Source organism: Glutamicibacter sp. BS14 (assembly GCF_056934375.1).
Map to the genome: position 1 here is coordinate 1095353 of NZ_CM167801.1, position 20717 is coordinate 1116069.

Sequence of the window (20717 nt, forward strand, 5' to 3'; positions counted from 1 at the left end):
GGTTCACCACCAGGTGGCAGGACAAGCAACTCGCAGAGGCAAGTTAATGATTGATTCAACACCCATGTCACGGACTGAGGAAATCACCGTGCAGCATTCTCCTACAACGAAGCCCATCGTTCAAATGGCTGGAATTTCCGTGGAGTTCCCCGGGGTCAAAGCATTGGACAACGTTGGCTTCCGGCTTTTTCCCGGTGAAGTCCACGCCCTGATGGGGGAGAACGGCGCTGGAAAGTCTACCCTGATCAAGGCTCTGACTGGAGTGAATCCGATCGCTTCCGGAACCATCACGGTTAACGGCAACGACACCCGCTTCACAGGCCCCGCCGATGCCCGCGAACGCGGCATCTCTACGGTGTACCAAGAGGTGAATCTCTGCACCAATCTCACCGTGGCCGAAAACATCATGCTCGGCAGCGAGCCTCGCCGTTTCGGTGGTCTTGACTGGCGAACCATGCGGCGCCAGGCCCAAACCTATCTGGAGCGGATGGGGCTGAAGATAGACCCGGCCAGCTCGCTGGGGTCCCATTCATTGGCCGTCCAGCAGCTGGTGGCCATCAGCCGCGCCATGGTGGTCGACGCCAAGGTGCTGATTCTCGATGAACCGACCTCGAGCCTGGATACCGACGAGGTGGCCCAGCTCTTCGAGGTCATGCGGAAGTTGCGTGATGATGGTGTGGCGATCCTCTTCGTGTCGCACTTCCTGGACCAGATCTACGCCATTGCCGACCGCATTACCGTGCTGCGCAACGGGCAATTGGTGGAAGAACGAGAGAAGGACCAGCTGCCGCAACGTGAACTGGTCTCGCTGATGATCGCTGGCACCTCCGATGCCCAAGTGGGCGGCGCCAATGAACGCACCGCCGCAACCGAACGCGCGGCCGACGCCGAACCGTTGCTGCAGGCAGTGGGACTCGGGCGCAAGGGAGCGGTGCAGCCTTTCGATCTGGACCTCTATCCCGGGGAAGTCATCGGCTTGGCCGGCCTGCTGGGCTCAGGCCGTACCGAACTCGCGCGCCTGTTTTACGGAGCGGACAAGGCAGATGACGGGGTGATCAAGCTGGGCGGGAAACCGGTGAAGCTGCGAACTCCCCGGCAGGCCCTGGGCCGCAAAATCGCCTACACATCCGAAGACCGCAAGGGTGAAGGGGTTGTGGGGGAGCTGACCGTGGCCGAGAACATCATCCTCGGCCTGCAGGCAGCGCGCGGATGGATCCGCCCGCTGCCCAAGACCAAAGCCACCCAAATCGTGGACGCCTATATCAAGGCACTGGGCGTCCGTCCGGCCAATCCGAACGCCCTGCTCAAGAACCTCTCGGGCGGGAATCAGCAGAAAGTTCTGCTGGCCCGCTGGCTCGCCACCGCTCCGAAGCTGTTGCTCCTCGATGAGCCCACCCGCGGAATCGACATCGGCGCGAAGACCGAAATCATGAACCTGGTCTCCGAACTAGCTGAACAGGGCATGTCGGTGGTCTTCATCTCCGCTGAGCTAGAAGAAGTCCTGCGCCTCTCGGATCGCATCGTTGTGATGCGCGATCACGCCAAGGTTGCCGAAATTCCAAGCACTCCAGATGTGGATGTGCCACGCCTGATCGAAATCATCGCCACCGGGGAAGAAAACAAATGACCCGTATTTACAAGCATCGCCTGTTTTGGCCAGCGATTGCGCTGCTCGCGCTGCTGCTAGCCTGCACCATCAAGCGCCCGGACATCCTGGGCATCAGCGTGCTGGACGGGCACCTGTTCGGTGCCCCCATAGACATCCTGCGCAATAGCTCGCCGCTGCTGCTGGTTGCCGTGGGCATGACTCTGGTGATCGCCACCCGCGGCATCGACCTGTCGGTGGGTGCCACCGTCGCGATCTCCGGAGCCGTGGCGCTGACATTCATCGCCAGCTCGGCCAATCCGGGATCCGCAGGTACAGCCGTCGGCGCCGTCATCGTGGCCTTGGGGCTGTGCCTGATCCTCGGCGCATTCAACGGCGTGCTGGTGGCGAACTTCGGCATCCAGCCGATCGTCGCCACGCTGATCCTGATGACTGCCGGCCGCGGTGTGGCCATGCTGATTACCAACGGCCAGATCACCACGGTCAATAGCGCACCTTTCAGCAAACTGGCCTCGGGCTATGTGCTGGGCCTGCCGGTGGCCGCGATCATCGCTTACGGCGTGTTTGCGGTGGTGGCCCTCGTGGTACGGCGTACTGCGCTGGGCATGCTGCTCGAAGCGGTAGGCATCAACCCGGAAGCCAGCCGGCTTTCAGGGGTGAAATCAAGAACTCTGGTATTCACCGTCTATGTGTTGTGCGGCCTGCTATCGGGCCTGGCCGGACTGATCTTCGCCGGCAACACCATGGCCGCTGATGCCAACAATGCGGGACTGTTCATAGAGCTGGATGCCATTCTCGCCGTGGTTATCGGCGGCACGTCCCTGGCCGGCGGCAAGTTCAACCTCGCGGGCACCATGATTGGCGTGCTGATCATTACCACCCTGAGCCTGGCTGTGACCGTTCTGGGCGTTTCACCGCTGGTCACTTCGCTATTCAAAGCCATCGTGGTCATTGCCGTGACCTTGATGATGTCAACCCGGCTGCGCGCCATGCTCGGTTCCTTGCGCGAACGCCGCCGCTACCAGGAGGTGGGAGCATGAGCATCCTCAGTGTTCCGCGCAAGTCCGTATCCAAATTGAATGTGGACCGGCGCTACCTGCCGGTTCTGGGCACTGTGGTCGTCTTCGGGCTGATGCTCGTCATCGGCGGAGTGCGCTACGAGAATTTCCTTTCGCCCGCTGTACTATCCAACCTGTTCATCAACAATGCCCACTTGATCGTGCTGGCAGCAGGAATGACGTTCGTGATTCTCACCGGCGGCATCGACCTGTCGGTCGGTGCGGTGCTGGCCCTGTCCTCGGTCATCACCGCAACCATGCTCAATGCCGGGATCCCGTTGTCCCTGGTGCTGCCTATCGCGATTCTCAGCGGGTCGATCATCGGCCTGGGCATGGGAGTGATGATCCAGTACTTCGAGGTGCAGCCCTTCGTGGCTACCTTGGCCGGCATGTTCTTGGCCCGCGGCCTGTGCTTCATCTTCGCCCCGGAATCCGTGCCGATCCGCGATGAGGGTTTTGTCGCCCTGTCGAGCTGGGGTGTTTCTGCGGGGCGCTGGCGGTTGACCGCGGCCGTGGTCATCGCCGTGCTGGTGATTGCCGGGTCCTGGTGGGTGCTGCACCGCACCCGTTTCGGCCGCACCGTTTACGCGGTGGGCGGCGGCGAGCAATCAGCCACCCTGATGGGATTGCGTGTGGCACGCACCAAGGTGGTTGTCTACGTCATCTCCGGCACCTGTGCGGCGCTGGGCGGAATCCTCTTCGCCATGTTCTCGCGCTCGGGCTATGCGCTGACCGGTGTGGGCATGGAGCTCGACGCGATCGCCGCAGTGGTTATCGGTGGAACCCTGCTTGTCGGCGGCATGGGCTTCATTCTCGGCTCGGTGGTTGGCGTGATGGTGCTCGGACTGATCCAAACCATCATCACCTTCGAGGGAACCTTGAGTTCCTGGTGGACCAAGATCGTGATCGGCGGATTGCTGCTGATCTTCGTGGTCTTGCAACGAATTCTTACCTTGCGGCGAAATTAAGCCCGGAAGGGAAGGGCCCAGGGCCCGGTATTAGCGTACCGGGCCCTGGGTCGTATCCAGCCACCTAGCTCCAATTCGCGTACAACGAACCGGGAAGTAATAATTTCCAGCCTGGACAACAGCTTGCCCCCATTTCGCGATAGATTGCGAAGTGGGGGCATTGCTATTGCCTCTAAAACTTCTGCGGCTTGCACGCGACTGGGAGGAACCTGATGGGCAAGGACAATGAAGCACGGGTCAGCGTAGAAATAGCCGGGTCCACTGCCGTGGTGCTGCTGGATAACCCGGGCCAACTCAACGCGCTCACCAAGGACATGTGCCTGCAGCTGGTGGGCGCCTTTGCCGGCCTTTCGACCGACGACGAGGTCAGTTCCATTGTGGTTCGCGGCGCGGAAGGGAACTTCTGCGCTGGAATTGCCATCGACGAGATGGACCAGGTGCTCTTCGACCGGGACGCCGACGGGGAGCTGATCAACCATTTCGACCTGCTCGACAAGATCATCGTGGGCTGCCCGAAAACCACCATCGCGGTGGTGGAAGGCCATTGCTTTGGCGGGGCCTGGCAGCTGGCCTCGGCCTGCGATATCCAGTTGGCCTCGGATAACGTGCGACTCGCGATCACCCCAGCAAGAATCGGGCTGGTTTTCCCGCGGCCGGGCATCGAACGGCTGGTGCGTACCGTGGGGGAGCACCGGGCCAAGTACCTGCTGTTTTCCGGCGCGGAGATTTCCATTGCCGAGGCGGAACGCTGGGGCATGTTCACCCGCGTGATTGCCCATGGGCAGCTCGAAGAAGAGCTGGCCGCACTGCTGGGCAAGCTGTCCGCGAACTCGCCATATTCCATTGCGCGCACCAATGAGGCCATCAACTTGGTGCGCCAGGGAGAAGCCACCGAGGGCTGGTGGGAAGCGATGTGGGAAGAGAACGGGGCGAACGCGGACCTGGCCGAAGGCAGATCCGCGTTCTGCTCGCGCCGCACACCGGATTACGGTGGACGGCCCCAGTAGTGTTCGCTAGTCCTGCTCGGCAGTGAACTGCGCAACCAGTTCGCGCTTGAGGATCTTCCCGCTGGGACCCAGCGGGAATTCCTGGACGATCTCGATCAGCCGCGGATACTTGTACGCGGCCATCTGCTTGCTGGCCCACGCCACCAGCTCCTGCGCGCCCAGCGTGGAGCCGGCCTCCAAGGTCACCGATGCGGCAATCTCCTGTCCGTGGGTTTCGTGCGGCACCCCGTACACGGCGGCATTGGAAATCTCCGGATGGGAAACCAGTACCTCTTCGATTTCGCGCGGGTACACGTTGTAGCCGTTGCGCAGGATCATGTCCTTGGTCCGGTCCAGGATGCGCAGGTAGCCATCCTCGTCCTTGGTCCCCAGATCCCCGGTGCGGAACCAGCCATCAACCACCGCTTCGGCCGTGGCCTCGGGCCGGTTCAGGTAGCCGGAGAACAAGTTGTGCCCGCGCACCACCAGCTCGCCCAGCTCCCCGCGCGGCAGCAGCCGGATTTCATCGGGGCAGGCAGGATCGGCGATTTCCACATCCACGCCCCAGACCGGGGTGCCCACGGTTCCGGGCCGCGGGTCGACGCCCACATGGTTGAAGCAAGCCACCGGAGAGGTCTCGGTCAGCCCGTAGCCCTCGTGGATCCGCGCGCCGAAGCGCTGCTCGAAGGCGGTGAGGATGGATACCGGAAGCGAGGCCCCTCCGGAAATGGCGTAGCGCAGTTTTTCCGGCATCCCTTCGCGCTGCTTGCCCGCTTCGAGCAGGGCCACATACATCGTGGGCACCCCGAAGAAGACGTCGATGCCAGCCTCCAGCAACAGTTCCAGGGCCCCTTCGGCGGTGAATTTGGGTAACAGCATGACCTCGGCCCCCACCCGCAGCCCGGTATTGAGCACGCAGGTCTGGCCGAAGGTGTGGAACAGCGGCAACCCGCCGAAGAGCTTGTCGCCGCGGCGCAATTCCATGGTGTTCAGCAACGTGGTGTGGGTCTGCTCGATCAACGCCAGATGCGTGCCCAGCGCCCCCTTGGGCTTGCCGGTGGTGCCCGAGGTGTACAGGATCGTGGCCAGGTCTTCGGGGCGGCGCGGCAGGTAGGTGCCAATCGGCGCGGCGTGCCGGGCCAGGTCTTCCAACCGGATGGCGCCCGATTCCTCCGGAGCCAGCACGCTGAGCACCGGCACCCCGGAAGCGGCGGCCCCCGCTGCTCCTTCTGCGAGCAGGGGTGCGGCGCAGATCATCAGCTTGGCTTCGGAATCCTCCAGGATGTAGGAGATCTCGCGCGCCTTGAGCAGCGCGTGGACCGGTACCGCTACGGCGCCCAGGGCCAGAACCGCGTAGTAGGCGCGGGCGAAGTCCGTGACGTTGGGAATGAGCAAGGCCACCCGGTCGCCCGCCTCGATGCCTTGGGCTTGCAGAGCTCCGGCGTATTGCCGGGCCTGCTCCCACAGCTGCTCATAGGTGGTGCTGCGGCCATCGACGGTGATGGCGTTCAGCTCGCCGTAGCGGGCAGCCCCTTCTGCGAGGATGGCCGCCACTGAAACAGTGAGATTGGATGTGGAAACGCTCATGGTGAACTCCTCGGGTCGCCCAGCAGTGCATTGTGTGTTGTGTCACATTAAACCATATTGGAACTGCGGTTCAGTACGAGGTATTGAGTTTCGAAATATCTTGAACAATGGAAAATTTCCGTTGCTGATCTGGGTAAAAAGGACATAGACTCAGCCCAAACGAGCTGGATGAATTGTGGAATGGGGAAGCGATGCCGGCACCAAAGGATCCTCGAGCCGAGCCGTGCTGGGTCGATTTGCTCACCAGCGACATGGAGGGCTCCACGCAGTTCTACGGGCAGCTTTTCGGTTGGGAAGTCCGCCATGACGAGGAAACCCGCGACGAGGGATATGCCGAGGTCTACCTCAACGGGGAAATGGCCACCGGCTTCATTGCCAATGACCCGGATTCCGAGGTGCAAGATGCCTGGACCACCTACCTGAATGTGACCGATGTGCACGCCGCCGCCTATGCCACCAAGATGCACGGCGGCAAGGTCTATCTCAAGCCCATCGACATTCCCGGCCAGGGAACCATGGCCATCATCGGGGACCCAGCGGGAACCGGCGTTGGACTCTTCCAGGCATTCCAATCAGCAGACACAACCGCCAGCCGCGCACCGGGCACCCGCATCTGGAACGAGCTGCACACCAGGCACTTCGAGGCGGTGGCCCGCTTCTACCGTGTAGCACTGGGCTGGTGCCTGTCCCCGGTCTCGGACACGGACGAATTCCGCTACCACACCTACGGCCAAGGTTCCGAGGCGGTGGCCGGAATCTTCGACATCTCCAGCTATCCGGATTCCAAGGCCGGTTGGCGCGCCTACTTCGCGGTGGCGGATGCCGAACAGACCGTGGCGCTCGCCGAGAAGCTCGGCGGCACGATCATCCATGAGCCCCATGATTCCTACTTCGGCCGCATGGCCGTGCTCAGCGACGTCACCGGCGCAGAGTTCGCGATCATCGCCCCGTCGCGCAAACAGGAATCTGAAGCCTGATGGCAAAGGCCGCCGGCACCGAAAAATCGGATGCACGGCGGCCTCGGTTCGGGCTGGTTCTTCGCAGCCTACTTCACGAAATTCGGCACAACTTCGTCAATGAACAACTTCAGCGAGCGTTTCTTTTCCTCGTGGCTCAGGGCGTTGTCGCTCCAGAAGCTGTATTCGCTGACGCCCAGATCTTCGTAGTGGCGCAGTCGCTCAACAACCACGTCCGGTGTGCCGATCATTGCGGTGCGGTGCAGGGACTCAGGGGTGAATTCCTCGCGTTCGGAGAACTTCTCCTCCGGGCTGGGATCGATGAAGCCGTTGACCGGCTCCGCCTTGTTGCCGAAGACCGCATCGAAGGTGCGGTAGAACTTGTTGATGCCTTCGGCGGCCGGGCGCCAGGCCTCTGGCTCGTTGGCGGAGTGCAGATAGGTGTGGCGAAGCACCATGATGTCGGGGCGCTGTTGCACCTCCGGGTGGGCGGCAATGGCGGCTTCGTACTTCTGGACCAATGATTCGACTTCTTCGTCGCCCTTCATCAGCGGGGTCACCATGACGTGGCACCCGTTGGCCACAGCGTACTCGTGTGACTCGGGGCTGCGGGCGGCAACCCAGACAGGGATCTGCTTTTGCGCGGGCTTGGGCACCGAAGTGGACGTCGGGAACTGCCAGACTTCTCCGTCGTGGGCGTAATCGCCCTCCCAAAGCTTCTTGACTGCCGGGATGAGCTCCTGCATGGAGGCTCCGCCGTCGGTGGCCTTCATGCCATCGGTCATGCGATCGAATTCGAATTGGTAGGCACCGCGTGCCACGCCTAATTCGGCACGGCCATTGCTGATGACATCGAGCAGCGCGAGTTCGCCGGCTGCTCGGATCGGGTTCCAGAATGGTGCGATGATGGTGCCGGCTCCGAGCCGGATCGTGGAGGTCCGAGCCGCGAGGTAAGCAAGCTGCGGGATCGGGTTCGGGGAGACGGTGTATTCCATCGAGTGGTGTGCGCCGATCCAGACTGTGGAGAAGCCACCGGCTTCGGCCATTTGAGTCAGTTCGACGAGGTTCTCGAAATGCTGTGCGTGGCTGATCGAGTCGTCATAGCGTTCCATGTGGATGAACAGTGAAAAGCGCATATCTGTCCTTCTTTCGTTGCTCTGCTGCCCTTAGGCAGTTGCCTGGGTGCGGTTGCGTTCGGCGATGGTTTGGTTGGTCCGGGACCAATGTTCATGGTCGACTTCGCGCACGATGACTGTGATGTTCTCGGGGGCCGCATCAACGGTTTCTTCGGCGGCCCGGTGCAAGGCGTCGATCAGGGCGCGCAGCTGCCGGGGGCTGCGGCCCTTGGCAATGGATACATCGATCAGTGGCATGGGGTTCCCTTTCCTTAGCCGCGCATCACAAACGGATCTGCGACGGGGGACTCGTCGGTGTTGATCCATACGCTCTTGAGGCGGGTGTATTCGTTCATGGATTCCAGGCCGTGCTCGATGCCAACGCCCGAGTTCTTGAAGCCTTGGCGAGGGGACATCGGGGACATCGCGCGGTAGGTGTTCACCCAGATCGTGCCGGCCTCCAGCCTCCGGGCCATGCGATGGGCGCGGGCAAGGTTCTGCGTCCACACGCCGGCGGCCAGCCCGTACTCGGTGTCATTGGCCATGGACAGCAGCTCGTCTTCGTGCTCGAAGGGCATGATCGCAGCCACCGGGCCGAAGATCTCCTCGCGGACCACGCGCATGTCGTTATTGACGTCGGTGAGCACGGTGGGGGAGAAATAGTAGCCCGGCAGGTCCAGGCCTTCGGGGCGGGTGCCGCCGGCCAGTACTTTGGCGCCCTCGTCTGCGCCGATCTTCACATAGGAAGCGACCTTTTCCAATTGGTCGGCGAACGCCAGCGGGCCTAGCTCGGTGGCATCGGAGAGCGGATCTCCGATGACAATGGACTTGGCACGTTCGGTAACCCGTTCCAGCAGCTCGTCGTAGACAGACCTGTGGGCGAAGACCCGGCTGCCGGCAATGCAGGTCTGGCCGGCCGCGGCGTAGATTCCGGCCACCACGCCCATGGCCGCATTGGCGACGTTGGCGTCATCGAAGACGATGTTCGGGCTCTTGCCGCCCAGTTCCAGGGTGCAGCCGATGAAGCGGCTGGCGGCCTCGGCGGCGATTTTCGAGCCGGTGGCAGTGGAACCGGTGAAGGAGATCTTGGCCAGCAGCGGGTGGCTGACCAGCGCGGCGCCGGCCTCGGCTCCAAAGCCGGTGACAACGTTGATGACGCCCGGAGGGAATCCGGCCTGGTCTGCCAGCTCTGCCAGCAGCAGCACGGTCCGCGAGGTGTACTCGCTCGGCTTGATTACCACGGTATTGCCAGCAGCCAGCGCCGGGGCGATTTTCGAGGTGGTCAGCGTTAGCGGCGAGTTCCAGGGGGTAATGGCTCCGACCACGCCCAATGCTTCGCGCTGGGTGTAGTTCAAGATCGCCGGGTTCATGCTCGGGATCTGGGCGCCCTGCACCTTGTCAGCCAGTCCCGCATAGTAGTAGAGGTACTCGGGCAGGGTGGCCAGCTGGCCGCGCATTTCGCGCAGCAGCTTGCCATTGTCCAGGGATTCGAAGCGGGCCAGCTTCTCGGCGTTCTCGCCGATCAGATCGCCCAGGCGGCGCAGCAGATGCCCGCGGGCGGTAGCGCTCAGGGTGCTCCACGAGGGTGCGGAGAATGCCTCGTGGGCGGCCTTGACTGCGCGATCCACGTCTTCGGCATTGCCACGCGCGGCCTCGTAAAGCTCATCGAGGGTCGCCGGGTTGGTGCTGGTGAAGAAACGGTCTTCGCTGGGAGCAATGTGCTCGCCGTTGATGAAATGCATGTAACGCTCGCTCATGCCTGTTTCCCTTCGTTATCGCTGAAAAAACTGTTTAATTCCGCGGCCAAAGCTCGCGGATTCTCGACCGGAAGCATGTGCCGTGCTCCGGGGATGATGCGCAGCCGCCCATGAGGCACGGCGGCAACCAACCGGCGGGACATCTGCGGGGTCGATCCGGGATCCAGCTCGCCGGTGATGGCCAGTGTCGGCTGCTTGATCGCATCGAGTTCGCCGGCAATCTCCTGGTCACCGCGGGCAAAAACCGCGTAGGCGTGCAGATAGGATTCGAGATCGTTGCCCGCCATAGTTTGGCGCGTAGCCTCGATGAGCTGCGCGTCCACCGTGGTGGCCGCGGCCGGGAACCAGCGTTCGATGGCGCGGTCCACTCCCTGGGAGAAGTTCGTGCCGGCGGTAGCCAGGCGCTCTTCCACCGCGGCCGACTCTTCGGCGGTGCGCCGGCATACGGAGTTCACCGCAGACAAGGTCAGCACGCGCCCGGGAGCGAAGCGCGCAAGGTACTGGGCAACCAAGGCACCGAGCGAGAATCCCACAAGATGCACAGGCTCGCGAGTTTCAAGGCGTTCGAGCACATCGGCGGCCAAGCTCGCCAGATTCTGCTCGCTGCGCAGGGGCGGGCGTAACCCGTGCCCAGGCAGGTCCAGGGCCACTGATTCGTGCGCCAGCTGCTCGCGCAGCGGCTTCCACATGGCCCGGTCCAATCCGACTCCATGCAGGAGGACAACCAATGGCTGCTTCGTGCTTGTCATGCGTGCTTCGCTCCGTTCCGGCTGATGCGCTCTGCTACTGTTCGGTGGACAGCGGGGCCAGGCGTTCCTGCGGCCGGCCACGGGTTGCGCCGGCCAGGGCGATCAGGATTTCGCCAGGATGCGGAGCATCGGCGATCCTGGCCTCGACGCTCTGGTGGTGCGAGCGGATCGTGGCATCGGTGAAATGCTTGAGCGGGATGTCGAACTGCACTCCGGCCTGTCCGCGCTTTTCCACGGCCGGCAGCAAGGTGGTGGCCTTGGCTGCGTCGCGGAAGTGGTTGCCGAATTTCAGGGTGTGGATCAGGGCCGAGCCGTGCTCGACTTCACCGTCAAGGCCGACGATTGCAGCCTTGCCATAGGCCTGGAGCGGGGCGCCCAGCGCTTCGATGACCCGCGGTGCCAGCAGCGCTCCGAGGTCCGAGGCTGCCGAGTCGATTCCCGGGTTCAAGTCCTCGACGAATCCTTGCCCTGCCCACGGGTTGTCGAATACGGCGGCGACAATGACCACGCGGGCTACCGGATCCACCGGGCGTCCGCCCTCTGTGGCAATTTCCTCGACGATGGTTACCAGTTTGCGGTAGTTCATAGTTGTATTCCCTTCAGTATTTCGGAAGTGACCGTTCGGTCGGTGGTTCGATCGCCGATGCGTGCATGTGGCCGGGGGCCGCTTGATGCCGCGGCAATGACCGCGATCTCGCCAGCATGCGGGGCATCGGGCAAGGACAGCTCCAGGGTCTGGTAGTGGGTTCGGGTGGCAGCTGCGGTCTTATGCCACATCGGTACTCGCAGGGATTCACCAGGAACGCCGCGACCGTCGACAAAGCAGATGATCGAGGTGCCGCCGAGGGCTTCGCGCAGCAGGTTGCCGAAGAACGGGGTGTGGATCAGCGCTCCGGCATGCTCCAATTCCCCATCGCTGCCAACCAATGCGGCCTTGCCGAAAGCTTCAACTTGTTCGGCTCCGCCCAGGGCATTGAGCAGGCGATCCGACAGCAGCTTGGCCAGCAATGGGGCGATGGCCTCGGTCCGCTCGGATAAATCTTGCGACGTTCCGGTGCCGAGCCAAGGATTGGGGATGACTGCGGTGGCGGTCGCGCGGGTGATGCTGCCTAATTCGTGGTGGGGAACTTCTTCCACCGTGCACGAGATTTTGCGCAAACCAATGGCCTGGGCCAAATCCTGGTAGTCTTCGAGCGTTGATCGGGTGCTCAAATCAATGAGCTGAGGCGGCTGGGCCAGTGGAGAATTCATCTGGTATTCCTTTGCATGGCTATTTTGGGGCTAACCCGGTTGTTCTTCGTCTTCTTCTTTCATTGCGGCCAGGGCCGCCGACTGGCTTGATGCGGCAACATGCCTGCGCATCACAAGTTCTGCGGCCAACGGATCTTTGGAGCTGATGGCGTCGATGATTGCCTGGTGCTCGTCCTTCGAATTCTGCAAGCGCCCGGGCAAGCTCAGGGTCTGCGAAACGATGCGATGGTAGGCCAGCTGGTTCATCAACAGGTCATAGTGCTCGGTGAGCTTCCTGTTGTCAGCCCCGGCAACCAACGTGCTGTGGAATTCATGGACCAGTTGCGAATAGAGTTCCGCGTCGCCGCGCTCGACGGCCCGTTGGCTGCGTGCAACGTTTTCCTTGAGCTGCTCCAATTCAGGTACGGCTCCACGTCTGGCCAGCAGGCCAGCGGCTAGTCCCTCGAAGGCCTCCTTCAGGGAAAACATCTCGTGAATTTCGCGCTGGGTGGGCTTCCTGACGAATGTTCCAACCCGCGAACGCACCTCAACTAGGCCCTCGCGCTCCAGCTGCTTCAATGCTTCTCGAATTGGAGTACGGCTGACCTCGAAGTCTTGCGCCAGGGCTGTCTCTGCCAATAGGTCTCCGGGTTGAACAACTCCAGTGACGATCATTTGACGGAGCCGGCCCAGCAACGGCGTCTCCGGGGTGCTCCTGGTTTTTGATTCCACGCTTGAACTCTCTTGCATACAAGAACTCTATCCATAGATTCTCTTGTATGCAACAGAAATTCAAGGAATCGCCTTTAATCCGCTAAATTTAAGAGAATTTCCTGAAACATGTTGACTCCGTCACAACCTTTGCTAGCATTTCTTGCATGCAACAAATTGTAAATTCACTCCAGCCTGTCAAAGAATCACTCGTCAACGCCTGGGAAGCGGCATGGGATCGGGGCCAGGTCGATGCACTGGACGAGATCTTCCACGCGGACTTCCGGCGAATCAGCAAGAAATCCAAAAACGTCACCACCATCCGAGAGCTGAAGCAAGAGATTTTGTCCGTGCGGGAGGCCTTCCCTGATCTGGTGACAAAAATCGACCATCTGCTCGTGGATGAGCAGGAGCAGTCCATCGCGATTTTCTGGCACACCACCGGAACGTTCACCAACGATCTGCAGGGTGTGCCGGCCACGGGCAACACCGTGGAGACCCGCGGTTCCAACCTGATGGAAGTCCAGGACGGGAAAATCATCTCGGAGCAGGTGACTTGGGACCAGAGCGAGCTGCTCGAAGACGTGGGGGTCCCATCGCTCAAGTCCGCCTTCGAGTCCACGGATGATGGCGTGGTAGTGGACGATTTGAGCGGCGTGCCGAATCTCGATGCGCTCAAGGGGTTCAACCGCCAATTCATTACCGGCGTGACTGTCGTGACCACCATGGATGAACATGGCAAGCCTCGCGGGCTAGCCGCAAATTCATATGTGTCAGTTTCGCTCGAGCCGCCTCTGGTGCTGGTGTGCGTGCAGAAGACCACCAGCACCTATGCATCGCTGTTCAAGTCCACCCATCTGGGCATCAACATCATGAGCAACGGGCAGCGCGACACCGTGGGCACCTTCGCTTCCAAGGGTGATGACAAGTTCGCCGAGCTCGAATGGCATCAGGGGCCGAACGGCAGCCCGCTGATCGATGGCTCGGCCGCTTCCATCGAAGCAGAAATCAAGGAGCGCTTCCAAGCCAAGACCCATACCGTGTTCATCGCCAAGGTAAAGCATTCCGAAGTCGCCCAGCTTGAGCCGATGGTCTACAAGGCCGGCCGGTTCTACGACGGCGCCGAACTGACCGCGCTATAGCCCGGCGTCGGCAGATTCCTCCAATACAACGAAGTGTGAGAGCCATGAAAACCGAAACCAACGAAAAGCAGGGCAAGGGGCCACGCGGAGGGCCCACGCTCACCGGCGGCAAATTGCGCCGGGCCGCGGACAAGAACGAATCGAAACAGGTCTACAAGCAACTCCAGCGTCCGGGCAGTGTCCTTTTCGTTTCGCTGGCGCTGGTCGTGGTGTTCGTGCTCTGGGCGGCTATTGCACCGGGCCGGCTCAATGAACTGATGTCCGGGGCATCCACCTGGTCAGCGCAGTACATTGGCTGGAGCTACCTGTTGGTGACTCTCGGCTGCATCGTGCTGATGCTGTTCCTGGCCTTTTCGCGCTACGGAGGCATCAGGCTGGGCAAGGACGCGGACCGGCCCGAGTTCTCCACATGGGCCTGGATCGCGATGATTCTCGGTGCCGTGATGGGCATCGGGTTGATCAGCTATGGCGCGGCCGAACCCATGAGCCACTTCATGGTCCCTCCGCACGGACGGGCGGAGCCGGAAAGCATGGATGCGGCAGTGCTGGCCTTGCAGTTCTCGTACTTCGACTGGGGTCCGAACGCCTGGGCCTTGTTCGGCGTGTTCGGCCTGGCCATTGCCTACTCGACGCACCGCCGGGGCAACTCGGGACTCGTCTCGGTGATGCTCAGGCCAGTTCTTGGAAAATCCATGGACGGATGGCTCGGGAAGACCATTGACGTGTTCACCGTGCTGGCCACCCTCTTCGGCACGACCACTTCCCTGGGCTTGGGCGCTTCGCAAATCGCCGAGGGGCTGAACAGCCTGTTCGGGATTCCCACGGATCTGTTCGTCAAGATCGTGATCATTGCAGGCGTTACCATCGTATTCACTCTCTCGGCGCTTTCCGGCGTTGGCAAGGGCATCAAATGGCTCAGCCAGGGCACCATGATCGGTGCCGCCGCCATCGGGGTTTTCGTCCTGGTTTCCGGTCCCACCGGATTTATTTCCAACATCTATTTCCGTTCCATGGGGCAGTTCCTGGGCGAGTTCCCGGCCGTGGCGCTGCTGACTCCCTCTGGAGCCGAAGACTTGCAGTGGATGCAATGGTGGACGTACTTCATGATGGCCTGGTGGTTGAGCTGGGGCGCCTTCGTCGGCATCTTCCTGGCGCGGATTTCCAAGGGCCGGACCATTCGCGAATTCGTTATTGCGGTGATGGGTGTCCCGTCTCTGGTCTTCAGCATCTGGTTCAGCATTTTCGGTGGCACCTCGATCCACCAGGAGATGACCGGCAGCTCTGGGATCGGCCAGGCAACGTTGGAAGACACCAACAGCACCTTCTTCGCGATGCTGGCCGAACTGCCGATACCGGAAGTGACCTCGGCATTCACAGTAATTCTCGTGGTGCTGTTCTTCATTACCGGCGCGGATTCCAATACCTATGTTCTGGGCACGCTGACCTCCGGCGGAAATATGTACCCCAAGAGGCCGGTCCTAGTGGTCTGGGGACTTCTCACCGGCGTCTGCGCGATCGTGTTGCTGCTGGTGGGCGGGCTCGAGGCCCTGCAGCAGGCAGCCATCCTCTCGGCGGTGCCGTTCACGGTGATTGTGACGCTGCTGGGGATGTCGCTTATGAGGGAGCTGCGCTGCGACACGCGCCTGCAGGCACCTTTGCTGGAAGCTGCAGCGCCGAGTGGAGACGGCAACGAAGCAGGCTAGGCAGCACCGCGAAATAGTTGGGCCCAGCGAATTGCGGCCCCGGTGGAGCCTTGGATTTGCCTCAATCCAGCATGGGGGTTGGCCGAGCCGGGGTCTGTAAACGTAGAGTGTCCTCTAGCAGTATGCGGCAAGCGGCGGAAGCCGCAAGATGTAGCACAAGGAGCGTTTAAATGGGTCGCAAGATCGTGCGCCGCCGCGTGGTCAGGGCAACGCTGGAGGGCTCCCGCGTCCGCGAGGAGAAGCTGGCTGGCGAGGAGCCGCTGGAGATCCGCTTCGGCCATACCTCCTACACCACCTCCATGCGCACTCCGGGCGACGACTTCGACATGGTCACCGGATTCCTGGTGGGCGAGGGAATCATTTCCGCGCCCGAGCATCTGGCCTCCCTGCGCTACTGCGCCGGCACCGATGAAGCAGGCAACCAGACCTATAACGTCATCGAGGTGCAGCTGGGCGCGGGGGCGAAGCATCCTGATCTCCTGGCTGCCCGCAATGTGGTCACCAGTTCAGCATGCGGGATCTGCGGCACCAACTCCATTGACGAAGTGCGCAAGAAAGCCGCCTTCGCACCCTCCCCGGAATCGGGGCGGGTTGGGCTGGAAACGCTGCTGGGCATGCCTGACACCTTGCGCGAATCGCAGCAGCTGTTCTCCGCTACCGGGGGAGTGCACGCGGCCGGGTTGTTCTCCACCGCCGGGGAATTGCTGATCCTGCGCGAAGACGTCGGGCGTCATAATGCGGTGGACAAGGTCATCGGAGCGGCCCTGCGCGACGGGTTGCTGCCGCTGGGCGACACCGTCCTGCAGGTCTCCGGACGCGCCTCCTTCGAGCTGGTGCAGAAGGCCGCGATGGCTGGAATTCCGGTGCTCGCAGCGGTCAGTGCGCCCTCGTCGCTGGCCGCTGACCTGGCCGAGGAATCGGGTCTGACGCTGGCCGCTTTTTCCCGCAGGCACAGCGTGAACATTTATACACATGCGGATCGGGTGATCAGGGCGTAGCCTTGTAATATGTGAGCTGGATATCAGTACCGGCCGCGCTACCAATAGGAGGGTCTCATGCATCGTTCGGCACCCAAAAAGGACATCAACGAAGATGAACTGAAGGTCAGCGAACCCAAGCACGCCGCCGCCGGCTTGAAGGCCGTGATGGTATCCATGGAGCGCGGCTTCGCCGAAGCCGGCCCGTCGCGTACCCTGCGTTCGATGCTGCGCGTCAACCAGCACGACGGCTTCGACTGCCCGGGATGCGCGTGGCCTGAATCCATCACCGGCAAGCGCAAGCCCGCCGAGTTCTGCGAGAACGGCGCCAAGGCCATCGCCGAGGAAGCCAGCGCCCGCACCGTCACCCCGGAGTGGTTTGCGCAGCACTCCATCGAGGACCTGCGCGACAAGACCGAATACTGGCTGGGCTCGCAGGGCCGGATCACCGCTCCGATGATCATTCGCGAGGGGGAGACCCACTACTCCCCGATCAGTTGGGCGCAGGCCTTCTCGACCATCGCCGAGCACGTGAACGCGACCACCCCGGACAAGTGCGTGTTCTACACCTCCGGGCGCACCGCGAACGAGACCGCGTTCATGTACCAGCTGCTCGCCCGCTCGCTGGGCACCAACAACCTGCCCGACTGCTCGAACATGTGCCACGAATCCTCGGGCAGCGCACTGAACCCGACCATCGGCATCGGCAAGGGCACCGTGTCATTGGAAGACTTCGATCATGCGGACCTGATCTTCGTGGTGGGCCAGAACCCCGGCACCAACCATCCACGCATGCTCTCCGCGCTGGCCGATGCGCGCAAGCGCGGCGCCCGCATCGTTGCCGTGAACCCGCTGCCGGAGGCAGGCTTCTTCGGGTTCAAGGACCCGCAGACCGTGGGCGGCATGCTGGGCAAGGCCGACCCGATTTCCAGCGACTTCCTGCAGATCAAGGTCGGTGGCGACCTGGCCCTGTTCCAGGCCTTCGGCCACCTGCTGCTCGAAGAAGAGAAGAAGCATCCGGGCACCGTGGTGGACCACGAGTTCATCGCCGCGGTCACCGACGGGTTCGAGGCCTACCAGGCCGCGCGCGCCACCTTGGACTGGGAAGCTACCGAGGAGGCCACCGGACTGACCCGCACCCAGATCACCGAGATCGCGATGCTGCTGGCCAAGTCCAAGGCCACCATCATCTGCTGGGCGCTGGGCCTGACCCAGCAGCCGCACTCGGTGCCGACGCTGAAGGAAATCATCAACCTGCTGCTTTTGCAGGGCAACTTCGGCAAGCCAGGTGCTGGCGCCTGCCCGGTGCGCGGGCACTCCAATGTGCAGGGCGATCGCACCATGGGCATCTGGGAGAAGCCCGGCGAGCAGCTGCTCGAAGCGCTGGACGCCGAATTCGGCATCGAATCCCCGCGCGCCCACGGCTACGATTCCACCGAGGCCCTGCATGCCTTCGAGAAGGACGAAGTGGACGTGTTCGTCTCCATGGGCGGCAACTTCGCCCTGGCCAATTCGGACACCGAAGCGCTGGAGGCGGGCATGCAGCGTGCCAAGCTGACCGTGCACATCTCCACCAAGCCCAACCGCTCGCATGTGGTGCACGGCAAGACCTCGCTGATCCTGCCGACCCTGGGCCGCACCGACAAGGACGACAAGCACCCCACCGGTGCGCAGTTCCTTTCGGTGGAGGACTCCATGTCGGTGATCAAGTCCACCCGCGGCCGGCTCACCCCGGTCTCCGAGCACCTGCTGGCCGAGCCGGTCATCGTTGCCCGCATGGCCCAGGCCATCCTGGGCGATGGGCACCCGGTCAACTGGCGTGCCATGGCCGAGGACTACGACGTGATCCGCGACCACATCGAGAAGGTGCTGCCCGGCTTCGAGGACTTCAACACCCGGGTGCGGGAGAAGAACGGCTTCGTGCTGCCCAATCCGCCGCGCGATACCCGCTCCTTTGCCACGGACATCGGCAAGGGCCGCTTCACCGTCTCGGACTTCGAAGCGCTGGAGGCTCCCGAGGGCCACTTGATCCTGCAGACCATGCGCAGCCACGACCAGTACAACACCACCTTCTACGGGCTCGATGACCGCTACCGCGGGATCAAGGACGGCCGCCGCGTCATCCTGATCAACCCGGAGGACCTGGCCGAGACCGGGTACAGCGACCGGGACCTGGTGGACGTGATTTCCACCTTCGCCGGCTCCGAGCGCCGCGCGAACCGCTTCCGCCTGGTGTCCTATCCGACGGCCAAGGGCTGCGTGGCGGCCTACTACCCGGAGGCCAACGCGCTGGTGCACCGCGATCTGGTGGCCCGCGAGTCCAACACCCCGGGTTTCAAGGCGATGATGGTGCGTTTCGTCGAGCACACCCAGCAGCCTGGACGCACGCTGGATAGCTGACCTGGGGCGAGGCTAAGCGCTTGACGTAATGCACCTCGCAGCCATTTGCGCTTCACCGGTTGTCCACCTGGCGGGCTGGTGCGGGAGAATTGACGGCGGGGCGCATCCCGAACGCATGGGGTGCGCCAATTCGCAGTCCACCGAAGAGGAAATTCCCCATGAGTGCTGCCCGCAGCCAATCCGCTGAGAGCATCAGACCCGAAGACGAACGCCTGCCTGCGCCGAAAACCGTGGCCTACGGTTTCCAGCATGTGCTGACCATGTACGGCGGCATCATCGCTCCGCCGCTGGTGATGGGCGGGGCTGCGGGAATGGACACGGCCGAAATGGGCGTGCTCGTCGCCAGCTGCCTGTTCATCGGCGGCCTGGCCACCATCCTGCAAACCCTGGGCGTGCCATTCTTCGGCGCCCAGCTGCCGCTGGTCCAGGGCACGTCCTTCTCCGGGGTGGCCACCATGATCGCCATCCTCAACGGCGGGGGAGGCATGCCGGCAGTCTTCGGCGCGGTGCTCGCCTCGGGCGCCATAGGCATCGTCATTGCCCCGTTCTTCGCCAAGCTGCTGCGCTTCTTCCCGCCGGTGGTCACCGGCGTGGTGATCACGATTATCGGCGTCTCGCTCTTCCCGGTCACCGCCGACTGGGCCATGGGCGGGGCGGGCGCAGGGGATTCCTATGGCTCGATCAAGAACGTCGCCCTGGCCGCCATTACCCTGCTGATCCTGCTGGCGCTGTCCAAGTCCGGCATCCCTGCGCTCTCGCGGCTGTCCATCCTGCTGTCCATTGCGCTGGGCACCCTGGTGGCAGTGTTCATGGGCATGGCCGATTTCTCGCAGGTGCTCACCGGCGACATTTTCGCGGTTCCCACTCCGTTCGCCTTCGGCGCCCCGGTCTTCGAGATCGGCGCCATCATCTCGATGATGATCGTCATCCTGGTGACCTATACCGAAACCACCGCAGACATGCTCGCCGTGGCCGAGGTGACCGGATCCAAGGTGGATTCGCGACGCATCGCCAACGGCCTGCGCGCCGACATGCTCTCCTCCACCGTCGCCCCGATCTTCAACACCTTCACCCAGTCGGCCTTCGCGCAGAACGTCGGGCTGGTGGCCATTACCGGTGTGAAGAGCCGCTTCGTGGTGGCCGCCGGTGGCGGCATCCTGGTGGTCCTCGGCCTGCTGCCAGTGCTTGGCCGCGTGGTCGCCTCCATCCCCTCCCCGGTGCTGGGCGGCGCCGGCGTGGTGCTGTTCGGCTCGGTAGCGGCCGCAGGCATCCGCACCTTGGCCAAGGCCAAGGATGACAACATGAACATGCTGATCATCGCGACCTCGCTGGCCTTCGGCTGCATTCCCATGGTCAAGCCCGACTTCTACGCCGAATTCCCTGCCTGGGTTGGCACCATCTTCCAGTCCAGCATCTCCTCGGCCACCATCATGGCGGTGCTGCTGAACATCATCTTCAACGAGCTGAACTGGGGCAAGAAGGAAACGTCGCTGCGCACCGTCTACAAGTACCAGCTGGCCGGCCTTGAAGACGGCGACCGCCTGATCGATGGCAAGCTGTACGACTCGAAGGGCCTGGAAATCCAGGTCATCTCCGAGCAGCCAGGCCACGCCGGTGACCGTCCGATGCCGCAGGGCTAGCCCCGCGAAAGCATTCGTCTACCGAGCCCAAATCTGAATCGAGGATTGGGCGCATAGCCGTTCATCCTGACCTTGAATATGAACAGTTTCCAAGCCATTCATCGGTCGGATTCTGGTACATTCTGAGGATTC

General features: G+C 62.5%; 18 protein-coding genes. 10 read left to right on the forward strand and 8 right to left on the reverse strand.

The features are described 5' to 3' along the window. Window positions 1–64: 64 nt before the first annotated feature. The 4 genes from AC1Z36_RS05270 (at window position 65) to AC1Z36_RS05285 (ending at window position 4639) form a co-directional block, all read left to right on the forward strand. A complete protein-coding gene (locus tag AC1Z36_RS05270; protein ID WP_105656172.1) occupies window positions 65–1627 on the forward strand; it encodes a sugar ABC transporter ATP-binding protein in 1563 nt (520 codons plus the stop codon). Then, window positions 1624–2646, forward strand: coding sequence for an ABC transporter permease (locus AC1Z36_RS05275; protein WP_105656173.1), 1023 nt, complete (start codon window positions 1624–1626; stop codon window positions 2644–2646). Before AC1Z36_RS05270 ends, AC1Z36_RS05275 begins: the two co-directional genes overlap by 4 nt. Then, entirely contained in the window at window positions 2643–3632 is a 990-nt protein-coding gene (gene yjfF / locus AC1Z36_RS05280; protein ID WP_105656174.1) for a galactofuranose ABC transporter, permease protein YjfF, read from the forward strand. The genes AC1Z36_RS05275 and yjfF overlap by 4 nt, the downstream gene beginning before the upstream one ends. Before the next feature lie 212 nt (window positions 3633–3844). Next, entirely contained in the window at window positions 3845–4639 is a 795-nt protein-coding gene (locus tag AC1Z36_RS05285) for an enoyl-CoA hydratase/isomerase family protein (RefSeq protein WP_105656175.1), read from the forward strand. 6 nt (window positions 4640–4645) lie between these two features. Here AC1Z36_RS05285 and AC1Z36_RS05290 read toward each other — a convergent pair whose 3' ends face one another. Continuing rightward, window positions 4646–6205, reverse strand: coding sequence for a long-chain-fatty-acid--CoA ligase (locus tag AC1Z36_RS05290; protein ID WP_105656176.1), 1560 nt, complete (start codon window positions 6203–6205; stop codon window positions 4646–4648). A 191-nt stretch (window positions 6206–6396) separates the two neighbouring features. Here AC1Z36_RS05290 and AC1Z36_RS05295 point away from each other — a divergent pair, with 191 nt between their 5' ends. Then, window positions 6397–7182, forward strand: coding sequence for a VOC family protein (locus tag AC1Z36_RS05295; protein WP_105656177.1), 786 nt, complete (start codon window positions 6397–6399; stop codon window positions 7180–7182). A gap of 68 nt (window positions 7183–7250) precedes the next feature. Here the strand turns inward: AC1Z36_RS05295 and AC1Z36_RS05300 are convergent, their stop codons facing one another. The 7 genes from AC1Z36_RS05300 to AC1Z36_RS05330 are packed head-to-tail and all read right to left on the reverse strand — an operon-like array spanning window position 7251 to window position 12762. Then, window positions 7251–8297, reverse strand: a complete 1047-nt coding sequence (locus AC1Z36_RS05300) for an LLM class flavin-dependent oxidoreductase (RefSeq protein ID WP_483561787.1) — start codon at window positions 8295–8297, stop codon at window positions 7251–7253. A gap of 30 nt (window positions 8298–8327) precedes the next feature. Then, window positions 8328–8534, reverse strand: a complete 207-nt coding sequence (locus tag AC1Z36_RS05305; protein WP_286134045.1) for a tautomerase family protein — start codon at window positions 8532–8534, stop codon at window positions 8328–8330. Window positions 8535–8548: 14 nt separating this feature from the next. Continuing rightward, the gene (locus AC1Z36_RS05310) at window positions 8549–10033 is read right to left on the reverse strand and encodes an aldehyde dehydrogenase (protein ID WP_105656180.1); all 1485 of its coding nucleotides are present in this window, start codon (window positions 10031–10033) and stop codon (window positions 8549–8551) included. After that, window positions 10030–10782 carry an alpha/beta fold hydrolase gene (locus tag AC1Z36_RS05315; RefSeq protein ID WP_105656181.1) on the reverse strand — a complete coding sequence of 251 codons (753 nt, stop codon included), beginning with the start codon at window positions 10780–10782 and terminating at the stop codon, window positions 10030–10032. The genes AC1Z36_RS05310 and AC1Z36_RS05315 overlap by 4 nt, the downstream gene beginning before the upstream one ends. 34 nt (window positions 10783–10816) lie before the next feature. Next, entirely contained in the window at window positions 10817–11368 is a 552-nt protein-coding gene (locus AC1Z36_RS05320) for an amino acid synthesis family protein (RefSeq protein ID WP_105656182.1), read from the reverse strand. Next, window positions 11365–12033 (reverse strand): amino acid synthesis family protein, encoded by a 669-nt coding sequence (locus tag AC1Z36_RS05325; RefSeq protein WP_105656183.1) that lies wholly within the window; start codon window positions 12031–12033, stop codon window positions 11365–11367. Before AC1Z36_RS05325 ends, AC1Z36_RS05320 begins: the two co-directional genes overlap by 4 nt. A 30-nt stretch (window positions 12034–12063) precedes the next feature. Further along, on the reverse strand, window positions 12064–12762 hold the full coding sequence (locus tag AC1Z36_RS05330) for a GntR family transcriptional regulator (RefSeq protein WP_105656184.1): 699 nt from the start codon (window positions 12760–12762) through the stop codon (window positions 12064–12066). A 128-nt stretch (window positions 12763–12890) separates the two neighbouring features. Between AC1Z36_RS05330 and AC1Z36_RS05335 the strand changes: the two genes are divergently transcribed. From AC1Z36_RS05335 to AC1Z36_RS05355, 5 genes are all read left to right on the forward strand, one after another. Further along, window positions 12891–13865, forward strand: a complete 975-nt coding sequence (locus tag AC1Z36_RS05335; protein ID WP_105656185.1) for a flavin reductase — start codon at window positions 12891–12893, stop codon at window positions 13863–13865. A gap of 44 nt (window positions 13866–13909) precedes the next feature. Beyond that, window positions 13910–15568 carry a BCCT family transporter gene (locus AC1Z36_RS05340; protein WP_105656186.1) on the forward strand — a complete coding sequence of 553 codons (1659 nt, stop codon included), beginning with the start codon at window positions 13910–13912 and terminating at the stop codon, window positions 15566–15568. A 170-nt stretch (window positions 15569–15738) separates the two neighbouring features. Further along, entirely contained in the window at window positions 15739–16566 is an 828-nt protein-coding gene (gene fdhD / locus AC1Z36_RS05345; protein ID WP_105662044.1) for a formate dehydrogenase accessory sulfurtransferase FdhD, read from the forward strand. Window positions 16567–16623: 57 nt separating this feature from the next. Further along, on the forward strand, window positions 16624–18945 hold the full coding sequence (locus AC1Z36_RS05350) for an FdhF/YdeP family oxidoreductase (RefSeq protein ID WP_105662043.1): 2322 nt from the start codon (window positions 16624–16626) through the stop codon (window positions 18943–18945). 158 nt (window positions 18946–19103) lie between these two features. Then, the gene (locus tag AC1Z36_RS05355) at window positions 19104–20585 is read left to right on the forward strand and encodes a nucleobase:cation symporter-2 family protein (protein ID WP_105662042.1); all 1482 of its coding nucleotides are present in this window, start codon (window positions 19104–19106) and stop codon (window positions 20583–20585) included. The last annotated feature ends 132 nt before the right edge of the window (window positions 20586–20717 follow it).

Coding starts and splice junctions, on each gene's coding strand:
- AC1Z36_RS05325 (WP_105656183.1), bottom strand. CDS start 12,033: ATGAATTCTCCACTGGCCCAGCCGCCTCAGCTCATTGATTTGAGCACC.
- AC1Z36_RS05320 (WP_105656182.1), bottom strand. CDS start 11,368: ATGAACTACCGCAAACTGGTAACCATCGTCGAGGAAATTGCCACAGAG.
- yjfF (WP_105656174.1), top strand. CDS start 2,643: ATGAGCATCCTCAGTGTTCCGCGCAAGTCCGTATCCAAATTGAATGTG.
- AC1Z36_RS05315 (WP_105656181.1), bottom strand. CDS start 10,782: ATGACAAGCACGAAGCAGCCATTGGTTGTCCTCCTGCATGGAGTCGGA.
- AC1Z36_RS05310 (WP_105656180.1), bottom strand. CDS start 10,033: ATGAGCGAGCGTTACATGCATTTCATCAACGGCGAGCACATTGCTCCC.
- AC1Z36_RS05300 (WP_483561787.1), bottom strand. CDS start 8,297: ATGCGCTTTTCACTGTTCATCCACATGGAACGCTATGACGACTCGATC.
- AC1Z36_RS05335 (WP_105656185.1), top strand. CDS start 12,891: ATGCAACAAATTGTAAATTCACTCCAGCCTGTCAAAGAATCACTCGTC.
- AC1Z36_RS05340 (WP_105656186.1), top strand. CDS start 13,910: ATGAAAACCGAAACCAACGAAAAGCAGGGCAAGGGGCCACGCGGAGGG.
- AC1Z36_RS05275 (WP_105656173.1), top strand. CDS start 1,624: ATGACCCGTATTTACAAGCATCGCCTGTTTTGGCCAGCGATTGCGCTG.
- AC1Z36_RS05295 (WP_105656177.1), top strand. CDS start 6,397: ATGCCGGCACCAAAGGATCCTCGAGCCGAGCCGTGCTGGGTCGATTTG.
- fdhD (WP_105662044.1), top strand. CDS start 15,739: ATGGGTCGCAAGATCGTGCGCCGCCGCGTGGTCAGGGCAACGCTGGAG.
- AC1Z36_RS05355 (WP_105662042.1), top strand. CDS start 19,104: ATGAGTGCTGCCCGCAGCCAATCCGCTGAGAGCATCAGACCCGAAGAC.
- AC1Z36_RS05290 (WP_105656176.1), bottom strand. CDS start 6,205: ATGAGCGTTTCCACATCCAATCTCACTGTTTCAGTGGCGGCCATCCTC.
- AC1Z36_RS05270 (WP_105656172.1), top strand. CDS start 65: ATGTCACGGACTGAGGAAATCACCGTGCAGCATTCTCCTACAACGAAG.
- AC1Z36_RS05285 (WP_105656175.1), top strand. CDS start 3,845: ATGGGCAAGGACAATGAAGCACGGGTCAGCGTAGAAATAGCCGGGTCC.
- AC1Z36_RS05330 (WP_105656184.1), bottom strand. CDS start 12,762: ATGCAAGAGAGTTCAAGCGTGGAATCAAAAACCAGGAGCACCCCGGAG.
- AC1Z36_RS05350 (WP_105662043.1), top strand. CDS start 16,624: ATGCATCGTTCGGCACCCAAAAAGGACATCAACGAAGATGAACTGAAG.
- AC1Z36_RS05305 (WP_286134045.1), bottom strand. CDS start 8,534: ATGCCACTGATCGATGTATCCATTGCCAAGGGCCGCAGCCCCCGGCAG.